11 protein-coding genes are annotated in these 11839 nt (G+C 72.0%); 6 read left to right on the plus strand and 5 right to left on the minus strand.

What is annotated here, in order from left to right; all coding sequences use genetic code 11:
• The first annotated feature begins 61 nt into the window (after positions 1 to 61).
• From ABB07_RS05235 to ABB07_RS05245, 3 genes are all read left to right on the plus strand, one after another.
• Positions 62 to 1687: an ABC-F family ATP-binding cassette domain-containing protein gene (locus ABB07_RS05235; protein WP_208897599.1), complete on the plus strand. Its 1626-nt coding sequence runs from the start codon at positions 62 to 64 to the stop codon at positions 1685 to 1687.
• A gap of 131 nt (positions 1688 to 1818) precedes the next feature.
• Positions 1819 to 2595 (plus strand): dimethylargininase, encoded by a 777-nt coding sequence (gene ddaH / locus ABB07_RS05240; protein ID WP_208897600.1) that lies wholly within the window; start codon positions 1819 to 1821, stop codon positions 2593 to 2595.
• A 260-nt stretch (positions 2596 to 2855) separates the two neighbouring features.
• Positions 2856 to 3830 carry an acyl-ACP desaturase gene (locus ABB07_RS05245; protein ID WP_208897601.1) on the plus strand — a complete coding sequence of 325 codons (975 nt, stop codon included), beginning with the start codon at positions 2856 to 2858 and terminating at the stop codon, positions 3828 to 3830.
• A gap of 53 nt (positions 3831 to 3883) precedes the next feature.
• Here ABB07_RS05245 and ABB07_RS05250 read toward each other — a convergent pair whose 3' ends face one another.
• Complete coding sequence (locus ABB07_RS05250) at positions 3884 to 4129, minus strand: WhiB family transcriptional regulator (RefSeq protein ID WP_055709873.1); 246 nt, start codon at positions 4127 to 4129, stop codon at positions 3884 to 3886.
• A gap of 274 nt (positions 4130 to 4403) precedes the next feature.
• On the opposite strand from ABB07_RS05250, the gene ABB07_RS05255 reads away from it, so the two are divergent.
• Positions 4404 to 5195 carry a VOC family protein gene (locus tag ABB07_RS05255; RefSeq protein ID WP_208897602.1) on the plus strand — a complete coding sequence of 264 codons (792 nt, stop codon included), beginning with the start codon at positions 4404 to 4406 and terminating at the stop codon, positions 5193 to 5195.
• 41 nt (positions 5196 to 5236) lie between these two features.
• Here ABB07_RS05255 and ABB07_RS05260 read toward each other — a convergent pair whose 3' ends face one another.
• On the minus strand, positions 5237 to 6382 hold the full coding sequence (locus tag ABB07_RS05260; RefSeq protein ID WP_208897603.1) for a LacI family DNA-binding transcriptional regulator: 1146 nt from the start codon (positions 6380 to 6382) through the stop codon (positions 5237 to 5239).
• Between the two features lie 211 nt (positions 6383 to 6593).
• Positions 6594 to 7613 carry a non-homologous end-joining DNA ligase gene (gene ligD, locus ABB07_RS05265; RefSeq protein ID WP_208897604.1) on the minus strand — a complete coding sequence of 340 codons (1020 nt, stop codon included), beginning with the start codon at positions 7611 to 7613 and terminating at the stop codon, positions 6594 to 6596.
• Between the two features lie 74 nt (positions 7614 to 7687).
• Between ligD and ABB07_RS05270 the strand changes: the two genes are divergently transcribed.
• Positions 7688 to 8764 carry an ATP-dependent DNA ligase gene (locus ABB07_RS05270; protein WP_208897605.1) on the plus strand — a complete coding sequence of 359 codons (1077 nt, stop codon included), beginning with the start codon at positions 7688 to 7690 and terminating at the stop codon, positions 8762 to 8764.
• 12 nt (positions 8765 to 8776) lie between these two features.
• On the opposite strand, the gene ABB07_RS05275 is transcribed toward ABB07_RS05270, so the two are convergent.
• Positions 8777 to 9967 (minus strand): zinc-dependent alcohol dehydrogenase, encoded by a 1191-nt coding sequence (locus ABB07_RS05275; RefSeq protein WP_208897606.1) that lies wholly within the window; start codon positions 9965 to 9967, stop codon positions 8777 to 8779.
• Between the two features lie 289 nt (positions 9968 to 10256).
• On the opposite strand from ABB07_RS05275, the gene ABB07_RS05280 reads away from it, so the two are divergent.
• Entirely contained in the window at positions 10257 to 11228 is a 972-nt protein-coding gene (locus ABB07_RS05280) for a DUF3048 domain-containing protein (protein ID WP_208897607.1), read from the plus strand.
• 56 nt (positions 11229 to 11284) lie between these two features.
• Here the strand turns inward: ABB07_RS05280 and ABB07_RS05285 are convergent, their stop codons facing one another.
• On the minus strand, positions 11285 to 11749 hold the full coding sequence (locus tag ABB07_RS05285) for a MarR family winged helix-turn-helix transcriptional regulator (RefSeq protein ID WP_208897608.1): 465 nt from the start codon (positions 11747 to 11749) through the stop codon (positions 11285 to 11287).
• Positions 11750 to 11839: the final 90 nt, after the last annotated feature.

An 11839-nucleotide genomic window follows, 5' to 3' on the forward strand; every position in this document is an offset into this window, starting at 1 on the left:
TCCCGCCTCGCGGTGCCTCGACATGCGTCCCCCGACCGCACGAACCCCTCGCGAGGCCCTCATGTCATCTTCCCTCACCTGTACGTCCCTGTCCTTCGCCTGGTCCGACGGCACCGCCGTCTTCGACGGCCTCGACGTCGCCTTCGGACCCGGCCGCACCGGCCTCGTCGGTGTCAACGGGTCAGGAAAATCAACCCTGTTGAAGCTGCTGGCCGGCGAACTCACCCCGGCCGACGGCACCGTCAGGGTGACCGGCGAGATCGGCTACCTCCCGCAGAACGTCACCCTCGACACCGCGCTCCGCGTCGACCAGGCCCTCGGCATCGCCGAACGGCGGTCCGCGCTGCACGCCATCGAGGCCGGCGACGCCGCCGAGGAGCACTTCGAGACGCTCGGCGACGACTGGGACGTCGAGGAACGCGCCCTCGTCACGCTCGGCGAGCTCGGTCTCGGCCACCTCGGCCTCGACCGCACGGTCGGCGAGGTCTCCGGTGGCGAGTCGGTGCTGCTGCGGCTGGCCGCGCTGCTGCTGCGCCGCCCGGACATCCTGCTGCTGGACGAGCCCACCAACAACCTCGACCTGTATGCGCGCCGACGGCTGTACAGGGCCGTCTCGGCGTGGCCGGGCGTGCTGGTCGTGGTCAGCCATGACCGGGAGCTGCTCGACCTGGTCGACCAGATCGCGGACCTGCGCTCCGGGGAGGTCACCTGGTACGGCGGCAACTTCTCGGCGTACGAGGAGGCGCTGGCCGTCGAACAGGAGGCGGCCGAGCGGATGGTGCGCGTCGCCGAGGCCGACGTGCGCAAGCAGCAGCGCGAACTGGCCGACGCCCAGGTCAAGCTGGCCCGCCGCAAGCGGTACGGCCAGAAGATGTGGGACTCCAAGCGCGAGCCGAAGATCGTCATGGGCGCTCGCAAACGCGCCGCCCAGGAGTCGGCCGGCAAGCACCGCATCATGCACGAGGAGCGGCTCGCCGAGGCCAGGGAGCGTCTGGACGAAGCGGTGGATGCGGTACGGGACGACGACGAGATCCGCGTCGATCTGCCGTACACGGCCGTACCGCCCGGCCGGCAGGTGCTCACCCTGGAGAACCTGGAAACGGCCTGCCACGCGCGCGTGGAGGGCATTCTCGATGTGCGCGGCCCGGAGCGCATCGCGCTGGTCGGCCGCAACGGCGCCGGCAAGACGACGCTGCTGCGGACCGTCGCCGGGGAGCTGGCACCGGTGGCCGGCGAGGCGCGGGCGCATGTCCCGATGCGCTTCCTGCCCCAGCGGCTGGACGTGCTGGACGACGCGCTGACGGTCGCCGAGAACGTGGCCCGGTTCGCGCCGGGCGCCACCGACAACCGCGTCCGCGCGCGGCTCGCCCGCTTCCTCTTCCGGGGTGCGCGGGCCGACCAGAAGGCGGCCACCCTGTCGGGCGGCGAGCGGTTCCGGGCGGCTCTGGCCGCGCTGATGCTCGCCGAGCCGGCACCCCAGCTGCTGCTGCTCGACGAGCCGACCAACAACCTCGACATGGCGAGCGTGCGGCAGCTGACCTCGGCCCTGGAGTCGTACCAGGGCGCGCTCCTCGTGGCCGGCCACGACCTGCCGTTCCTCGAGTCGATCGGTATCACCCGCTGGCTGCTCATGGAGGAGGGGGTGCTGAAGGAGATCTCGCCGGACGACATCGAGGCCTCGGCGTAGGACCTGACGTCTCAGGAGGGCCACAGCCTGACACCGGGGGTTTTGTCGTGGCCGGGGCGGATTGCATGATGGCGGACCGGTGCCGTCTCACCGGCACCGGAAAACCGCACCATCGATTCGAAAGGCCCCTCGTGCCCAGCAAGAAGGCCCTCGTCCGCCGCCCCAGCCCCCGCCTCGCCGAAGGCCTGGTGACGCACATCGAGCGGGAGAAGGTCGATGTCGGGCTCGCCGTCGAGCAGTGGGAGGCCTACGTCGAGGCCCTGCGCACGCACGGCTGGGACACGATCGAGGTCGAACCGGAGGACGACTGCCCGGACTCGGTGTTCGTCGAGGACACCGTCGTCATGTACCGGAACGTGGCGCTGATCACCCGGCCCGGCGCGGAGACCCGCCGTGCGGAGACCGTCGGCGTGGAGGAGGCGGTGGCCCGCCTCGGCTGCTCGGTCAACTGGATATGGGAGCCGGGCACGCTGGACGGCGGTGACGTCCTGAAGGTCGGCGACACGGTCTACGTCGGCCGCGGCGGACGCACCAACGCCGCCGGTGTGCAGCAGGTGCGGGCCGCCTTCGAGCCGCTGGGCGCGCGCGTGGTGGCCGTTCCCGTGAGCAAGGTGCTGCACCTGAAGTCCGCGGTGACCGCGCTGCCCGACGGCACGGTGATCGGGCACATACCGAAGGTCGACCGGCCGTCGCTGTTCCCCGGCTTCCTGTCGGTGCCGGAGGAGTCCGGCGCGCACGTGGTGCTGCTCGGCGGGCACAAGCTGCTGATGGCGGCCAGCGCGCCGAAGACCGCGGAACTGCTGACCGATCTCGGCCACGAGGTGGTCACGGTGGACATCAGCGAGTTCGAGAAGCTCGAGGGCTGTGTGACGTGCCTCTCGGTGCGGCTGCGCGAGCTGTACGCCTGACGGGCGGGCCCCTCACTGCGACGGCCCCGGGATCCGCAGTTCCCGGGGCCGTCGCCGGGTCCGGGAGAGGCCGGCGGGGCCACGCGGCAACACGTCGGACGGGGTTGCCCGACCGTATTGATCAGCGATCTTTACGACAGCCTTAACCTACGGCTTCGTAACCTACGGATTCGTAGCCTACGATCTCGTAGGTTCCGGCACCGCTCGCCGGACCGTCCCCCGTTTCTCCCCCGTTGTTCGGCGTCCCCCCTGGAGTTCCCGTGACGATCACCTCCCCTCACCTCGGCAGCCCGACCGCATGGACCGACGCGCGGCTGCTGTTCGCCCTGGAGGAAGTGGTCGAAACGGAACTGAACCGGCATCTGAAGGTCGCCAAGGACTGGATGCCGCACGAGTACGTGCCCTGGAGCGACGGCCGTAACTTCCCCGGCCAGTTCGAGGACGGGGAGGCCTGGGACAAGGACCAGTCCAAGGTGACCGACATCGGCCGTATCGCCCTCGTCGTCAACCTGCTCACCGAGGACAACCTGCCGAGCTACCACCACGAGATCGCCACGCTCTTCGGCCGCGACGGCGCCTGGGGCACCTGGGTGCACCGCTGGACGGCCGAGGAGGGCCGGCACGGCATCGTGATGCGCGACTATCTGCTCACCTCGCGCGCGGTGGACCCGGACAAACTGGAACAGTTCCGCATGGCCCACATGAGCGAGGGCTTCGAGTCCGACAACCGGCACTCGATGCTGCACTCGGTCGCCTACGTCGCCTTCCAGGAACTGGCCACCCGGATCTCGCACCGCAACACCGGCCACCAGTCCGGCGACCCGGTCTGCGACCGCATGCTGGCCCGCATCGCGACCGACGAGAACCTGCACATGGTCTTCTACCGCAACCTGCTGAAGGCCGCCTTCGAACTGGCTCCCGATCTGACCATGCAGGCGGTCCGCGACGTCGTGGTCAACTTCCGCATGCCCGGCCACGGCATCCCCGGCTTCGAGCGGGCGGCCGCGCAGATGGCCATCGGCGAGGTCTACAACCTGCGCATCCACCACGACGACGTGCTGCAGCCCGTGCTGCGCTTCCTGAAGGTCTTGGAGATCGACGGCCTCGGCCCCGAGGGACGCCAGGCGCAGGAGGAACTCGGCCTGTTCATGGGGGGCCTGAACGCGGAGGCCACCAAGTTCGACGAGAGGCTGGCCGCCCGCAAGGCCCGGATGGCGTCCCGGGCCGGAGCCTGACGCACTCCGGCGCGCAACGTACTCCGGCCCCCGACACACTCCGGCGCCCGACGTCAGTGGGACGTGCGGCGCAGGGCGAGGCGCTCCTTCTCGGACAGGCCGCCCCAGACGCCGAAACGCTCGTCGTTGGCCAGCGCGTAGTCGAGGCAGGCCGGGCGCAGCTCGCACATGGCGCAGATGCGCTTCGCCTCGCGCACCGAGCTGCCGGGCTCGGGGAAGAAGAAGTCCGGCCCGGTCTGCGCGCACAGGGCCTGCGCCTGCCAGGTGTCGTCGGCCGGGGTGATCGTTTCGAAGGGCATGACCAGGATCGTGCCGCGCGGCGAAAAACGTTCGATCAACGCCGGGTCAACGCCGGCCGGTCGCCGGTCGCCGGTCGCCCCGATGATGCTCTCCCGGACCACGCCGGCGCACGGCGGCGCGCGGGGCGCGGCGGAAACCCGGAGAACGTGCCCGGCCACCGGGGGGTGAGAGCGGGGTACGTCCGGCGCGTCGTGGCGCTCCGGCGGCGATTGTCGGTGGGGGGTGCCAGACTCGGCAGTGCAGAGGACGGGACCCCTTTCGAGGAGGGCGAAGATGCTCACCACCCGTTTCGTCGACGGCGCCCCGAACTGGATCGACATCAGCACCCCCGACATCGACGGCGCCGCCTCCTTCTACGGCGGTCTCTTCGGCTGGCGGTTCCAGTCGGCGGGGCCGGACGCCGGAGGCTACGGCTTCTTCCAGCTGGGCGGCCGGACCGTCACGGGCGGCATGCAGTCCGGCCCCGGGCAGGGCCCGCCGGCCTGGACGGTGTACTTCCAGAGCGCGGACGCCCAGGCCACCGCCAAGGCCGCCGAACAGGCCCACGGGAGAGTGCTGTTCCAGCCGATGGACGTCATGGGCGAGGGACACATGGCGGTCCTCGCCGACCAGGCGGGCGTGCCCTTCGGTATCTGGCAGCCGGGCCGGACCAAGGGCGTCGACGTGGCGAGCGAGCCGGGCTCGCTGTGCTGGGTCGAGCTGTACACCCCGGACATCGCGGCGGCCGCCGCCTTCTACAACAAGGTGCTGGGCCTCGAGACCTCCGCCGTGCCCTTCCCGGGCGGGACGTACACCTGCGTCAATCCGGCCGACGGCGGGGAGGACGCGATGTTCGGCGGGATCGTGCCCCTGGCCGACGACCCGTCCGAGGCCCAGGGCAGCCCGTACTGGCTGCCGTACTTCGAGGTCGAGGACACCGACGCGGTGGTGGAGCAGGCGCGGCGGCTCGGCGGTGAGGTGCGCGTGCCGGCGACCACCATGGAGGGCGTCGGCCGCATGGCCAGACTCACCGACCCCTACGGCGCCCGCTTCGCGGTGATCAGGAGCGAGTCGCCGCAGGGCTGAATCCGGTCGGCCGGCCGGGCCTGGGCGGCCTCGCGCGGCGGCTAGGCGGACGCCCGTCGTATCAGCGTGGTCGGGAGGACCACTCCGCCGGCGCCCGGACCGTCCACCGCGGTTCCGGACCGGCCAGGGCCGTCCGGCCGGTCACGGACATCCGTCCCGTCGCGGCCGTCCGCCCGGACACGGCCGTCCATCCGGTCTCGGCCGTGGGACAGACCCCGCAACAGCAGGCGGGCCATCAGGCGGCCCATCTGCTCGATGTCCTGACGGACCGTCGTCAGCGGCGGATCGGCCTCCTCGGTGACGGGCAGCATGTCGTCGAAGCCGATCACGGCCACGTCCTCGGGCACCCGCCGGCCGCTCGCGCGCAGCACGCGCAGGGCGCCGAGCGCGGTCAGGTCGTTGGCGGCGAACACGGCGTCCACGTCCGGGCAGCGGTCCAGGAGTTCGCGCATGGCCCGTTCACCGCCGGCCGGGGTGAAGTCGCTCTCCACCACCAGCCGGGGATCGTTCCCACCCGGCACCTCGGCCATGACGTCCCGGTAGCCGTCGAGCCGGTCCACCGCCGACGTCTGGTCCAGGGCACCGGTGAGATGCGCGATGCGCCTGCGGCCGAGGCCCACCAGATGCCGTACGGCCGCGCGTGCCCCGCCCCGGTTGTCGCAGTCGACGTACACCACGCCCGGGTCCTTAGCCGCGCGGCCGTCGTCGCCCCAGCCCGGCCGTCCGCCGAAGACGGTGGGCACGCCGGCGTCCTGGATGAGGCCGGGCAGCGGGTCGTCCAGGTGCAGGGAGAAGACGAGCGCGCCGTCGACATGGCCTCCGGAGAGATACCGGGCCACCCGCGCGTGGTCGTCACGGCCCTCGATGAGCAGCAGCACCAACTGGTTGTCGTGCGCGGTCAGTTCCTTGCTGATGCCGCGCAGCTGCAGCGCGAAGAAGGGGTCGGCGAAGACCCGGGCCTCGGGCTCGGCGATGACGACCGCGACGGCGTCGTGCCGCTTGGTGACGAGGCTGCGCGCCGCCTGGTTGGGGACGTAACCCAGCTCCGCCACGGCCTGCCGGACCCGCCGGGCCAGGGGTTCGCGCACCCCGTCGCCGCCGTTGACCACCCGCGACACGGTGGCCCGGGACACACCGGCCCGCGCGGCCACGGCCTCCAGCGTGGGACGCGACACTGCCTCGGTCACTTCGGGACTCCTCATCGGCGGCTGCCGGTCAGGATAACCGCGCGGTGGACACCCCGTCGGTCCCGCAGAAGAAGCGGGGCCATGGTCGTTGAGCCGCCGCGGTCCGGGCGCGACGCCCTCAGGCGCGGCTCCGGTCGACCCGGGCAGGTCTTCGCCGGCCGGGGCCGGAAGCGCGGTACTGAGGGGGCGCCCGGCCGGTGGCACGCCGTCCTCAGGACGTCTGCTCCCGCCGGGCCCGGCTCGGCTGGACGCGTTTGGGCTCGCCGGGCATCTTCGGGTACTCCGGCGGGTACGGCAGATCACCCAGACCGTGGTCGTGCTCGTCGCGGCGGGCCAGCTCCAGCAGGGCGTCCAGCGAGTAGGCGTGGTCGTCCATGTCGGCGTGGACGTCGCCGAGTTCGGCGAAGCGGGCCGGCATGGTGGCGAGGTCGAAGTCGGCCGGGTGGGCGACGCCGACCTCCTCCCAGCGCAGGGGGGCCGAGACGGTGGCGTTCGGGCGGGGGCGGACGGAGTAGGCGGAGGCGATGGTGCGGTCGCGGGCCGTCTGGTTGTAGTCCAGGAAGATACGGCGGCCCCGCTCCTCCTTCCACCACTTGATCGTCACGTGCTCGGGCATCCGGCGTTCCATCTCCCGGCCGACGGCGATCGCGGCGCGGCGCACCTGGGTGAAGGTCCAGCGCGGTTCGATCGGGACGAAGACATGCAGGCCCCGGCCGCCGGAGGTCTTCGGCCAGCCCCGCAGTCCGCCGAACTCCTCCAGGACGGCGCGCAGTTCGTGGGCGGCGCGGACCGCGTCGTCGTAGTCGGTGCCGGGCTGCGGGTCGAGGTCGATGCGGAGTTCGTCGGGGCGGTCGACGTCCGTGGCGCGCACCGGCCAGGGGTGGAAGGTGAGCGTGCCGTACTGGGCGGCCCAGACGACGGCGGCCTGCTCGGTGGGGCACATCTCGTCGGCGCTGCGGCCGCTGGGGAAGGTGATGTGGGCGGTCGGGATCCAGTCGGGCATGCCCTTGGGGGCCCGCTTCTGGAAGAACCACTCGCCGCCCACGCCGTCCGGGTACCGCTCCAGGGTGGTGGGGCGGTTGCGCAGGGCGCGCAGGATGCCGGGGCCGACGGCGATGTAGTACCGCGCGAGGTCCAGCTTGGTGAAGCCCCGCTCCGGGAAGAAGACCTTGTCGGGGCTGGACAGCCGTACGGTCCGGCCGTCCACCTCCAGTTCCACCGCAGCACCCATGCGGCCACGGTAGGCGCACCCCGCACGGCTCGCATACCGGGCGGCACGGAAGGTATGCGAGCAGAATCGGTGGCATGGATCTGCCCGTCATGCCGCCCGTGAAGCCCATGCTCGCCAAGTCGGTGGCGAAGATCCCGCCGGGGATGCACTACGAGGCGAAGTGGGACGGGTTCCGTTCCATCGTGTTCCGGGACGGTGCCGACGTCGAGCTGGGCAGCCGCACCGGGAAGCCGTTGACCAGGTATTTTCCCGAGTTGGTCGCGGCGCTGAAGGAGCGGGTGCCCGAGCGGTGCGTGCTGGACGGGGAGATCGTGATCGCGCGGGAGGGCCGTCTGGACTTCGACGCGCTGACCGAGCGGATCCACCCGGCCGACTCCCGGGTGCGGATGCTGGCCGAGCGGACACCGGCGTCCCTCGTCGCCTTCGATCTGCTCGCCCTGGACGACGAGTCCCTGCTCGACGTCCCGCTGACCGACCGCAGGGCCCTGCTGGAACGGGCGCTCGCCGACGCCACGCCGCCGGTGCATGTGGCGCCCGCGACCACCGACATCGAGGTGGCCCAGCGGTGGTTCGAGCAGTTCGAGGGCGCCGGCCTCGACGGAGTCGTCGCCAAGCCGCTCGACCTGCGCTACCGGCAGGACGAGCGGGTCATGTTCAAGGTCAAGCACGAACGGACGGCGGACGTCGTCGTCGCCGGGTACCGGTTCCACAAGAGCGGGCCGGTGGTCGGCTCGCTGCTGCTGGGGCTGTACGACGACCGGGGGCAGCTGCAGCACGTGGGGGTGTCGGCCGCGTTCCCCATGAAGAAGCGGGCCGAACTGGTCGAGGAGCTGCGGCCGCTGCGCATGGACGACGTGGCCGGGCATCCGTGGGCGGCCTGGTCCGAGGAGGCCGCCCATGAGACGGCCCGGCTGCCGGGCGCGCCGAGCCGCTGGTCCGGCAAGAAGGACCTGTCCTGGGTGCCGCTGCGGCCGGAACGGGTCGCCGAGGTGGCCTACGACCACATGGAGAACGGGCAGCGTTTCCGGCACACCGCCCGCTTCCGCCGCTGGCGCCCGGACCGCACACCGGAGAGCTGCACCTACGCCCAGCTGGAGGAACCGGTGCGCTACGACCTGGCGGAGATCCTGGGTGAGAGGGACCGGGGCTGAACCCGGGACCTGCTACGGCTGCATGAGGATCTTGATGGCGCCGTCCTGCTTGTGCTGGAACATGTCGTAGGCGTGCGGTGCCTCGTCGAGCGGCAGCCGGTGGGTGGCGAAGTCGTCGACGCCGAGCGGGTCCTCGTCGGTGAGGTAGGGCATGATCTCGTCGGTCCAGCGGCGGACGTTGGCCTGGCCCATGCGCAGCTGGATCTGCTTGTCGAACAGGGTGAGCATCGGCATCGGGTCGGCGGTGCCGCCGTAGACGCCGCTCAGTGAGATGGTGCCGCCACGGCGTACCAGGTGGATCGCCATGTGCAGGGCCCCGAGCCGGTCGATGCTGAAGCGTTCCGCGAGGGGCGCGCTGATCTTGCGGGGCAGCAGCCCGGTGGCCGTCTGTGCGAGCTTGGCGGCGGCGCTGCCGTGGGCCTCGGTGCCGACGGCGTCGATCACGGCGTCCGGGCCCCGGCCGCCGGTCTCGTCGTGGATCGCGTGGATCAGCGCCTTCTCGTCGTCGAAGGCCCTGAGGTCGTAGGTCTCCACGCCGTCCCGGTCGGCGCGCGCGAGCCGTTCCGGCACCAGGTCGATGCCGAACACGCGCTCGGCGCCGCGCGCCTTGGCGATGCGGCAGGCCATGTCGCCGATCGGACCGAGGCCCAGGACGGCGAGGGTGCCACCGGGCGGGACGCCGGCGTACTCGACGGCCTGCCAGGCGGTGGGCAGTACGTCGGAGAGGTAGACGAAGCGGTCGTCCGGCGGGCCCTCGGGCACCTTCATCGGCCCGAACTGCGCCTGCGGCACCCGCAGGTACTCGGCCTGGGCGCCGGGCACGGCGCCGTACAGGCGGGTGTAGCCGAACAGGGCGGCGCCCATTCCCTCGCCGGTGACCTGGGTGGTCTCGCACTGCGTGGGCAGTCCGGTCAGGCACATCCAGCAGTTGCCGCAGGCGATCTGGAACGGCACCACGACCCGGTCCCCGGCCTTGAGGTCCGGCACTCCGGGGCCGACCTCCTCGACGATGCCCATCGGCTCGTGCCCGAGGATGTCGCCCGGTGTCATGAACGGGGTGAGCACCTCGTACAGGTGCAGGTCCGAGCCGCACAGTCCGGTGGACGTGATGCGGATGACGGCGTCGGTGGGCTCTTCTATCCGCGGGTCGGGGACGTCCTCGACCCGGACGTCCCGCCTGCCCTGCCAGGTGACTGCCTTCATGGGGGCGCCCTCCCTCGGTCGCGTGGGCGTTTCGCGGTGGCGCCCGGGTACCCGTGCCGACCAGCACCGAACCCTGGCGCCGGGCCTCGCCGGCCGCGGTGCCGGACCCGCTTTCCGGAGCCGAGGCCCGGGGTGCGGCCGGCCCCCCGTCAGGGTCGTCTCCGGAGCCCGAACGGCCCACGGAGCGCGCATGACCGTAAGCGTTCGGGTATGGCCAGCGATGACCCTATGAGCGCACAATCGGACAAACGAACGGGGTGGCACGGTGGGCCTGAGACACAGAGCGTGCATGCGACGCGGGACGCTGACGGCGACCGGGCTGGCGGTCTCGCTGGCCGTCTCCCTCACGGCCGGCTGCACCCACCACCGCCGGGACGACGACCGCGCACCGCAGCACACCCCGGCGCCCACGGCACCGCCCGCCCCGGCGCCCTCGGTCACGGCGGCCGGTTCACCGCTCGCCGTGAAGATCGACAACGTGCCCGCCGCCCGTCCGCAGACCGGTCTCGACGCGGCGGACGTGGTGTACGCCGAGCAGGTCGAGGGCGGCCTGAGCCGGCTGATGGCGGTGTACGCGACCAGGCTCCCGCAGACCGTCGGGCCTGTGCGCAGCGCCCGTGAGTCGGATCTGGAGCTGCTGCGCCAGTTCCACCGGCCGACGCTCGCCTTCTCCGGCGCCCAGCACAAGCTGCTGCCGCTGATCGACCGGTCGCCGCTGCGCGCGGAGTCCCCCGACCGGGCGCCCACCGCCTACTACCGGGGCACCGCCAAGGCCGCCCCGCACAACCTCTATCTGCACCCCGCCAGGCTGCTGCCGTCCGCTCCGGGCAAGGCCGCACTGACGACCGGCTTCGGCTACGGCCCGGCTCCGTCCGGCGGCACCCCTACGGCCGCGCGCACCATCCGCTACCCGGCCGCCCGCTTCACCTTCACCTGGGCCGCCGGGCGGCACCGCTGGCTGGTCGCGATGGACGGCACGCCCACGGTGACGACGGACGGCGCGCGGGTGGCACCGGCGACGGTCGTGGTGCAGTACGTGCAGATCCGGACCTCCCGCTACCACGACGTACTCGGCAACCACACGCCGTACACCGAGACGGTCGGCTCGGGGAAGGCGCAGGTGCTGCGCGACGGCCGGTCCTTCGACGCCTCCTGGTCACGGCCGGCCGCGACGGACGGTACGACGTTCACCGCGGCGGACGGCGGCCGGATGAACTTCGCCGACGGTCAGGTGTGGGTGGTGTTCGCAGCGGCGTCATGAGCCCTCGTACAGTCCCGGTCAGCCCTGTCCGTGCCGGTCGGCCCCGCCCGTCGCGGTCAGCCCCGCGAGGCCGGCGGTTCGGCCGGGTTGCGCAGGCCCTCCGCCGCGTCCGCGACCCGGCGGATCAGGTCGAAGAACACGGTCTGTTCCTCGGCGGACAGCGGCGCCAGGAAGACCTGGTTCATCCGGGCGGTGCGCACGGTCAGCTTGCGGTGGGCGCGCCGGCCCTCGTCGGTGAGGCGGAGCAGGAAGCGCCGGCCGTCCTCCGGATCGCGCACCTTGGTCAGCAGCCCCCGGCGGCCGAGCCGGCTGATGACCTCGGCGATGGTCGAGCGGTCCAGGCCCACCCGCTCCCCCACGGTCCGCTGGTCCAGGCCCGGCTCGGCGACGAGCGCGTTCATGACCGCGAACTGCGGCGAGGTGATCTCCTCGGAGACCATCGTGTTCCACAGCAGGTAGTGCGCCTGCTGCAGCCGCCGGGCCAGATGCCCGGGATGGGTGGTGAGGTCCACCGCGGCCATGTGCGCTCCCCTGATCATTTCGTTGGTGCACTGAACGATACCGGCCGAGTGACCCCGCCGTCTCCCATGGGGGGGCGCGAATGGTCCATG

It is taken from the genome of Streptomyces incarnatus (assembly GCF_001027185.1).
Taxonomy (GTDB): Bacteria; Actinomycetota; Actinomycetes; order Streptomycetales; family Streptomycetaceae; genus Streptomyces; species Streptomyces puniciscabiei.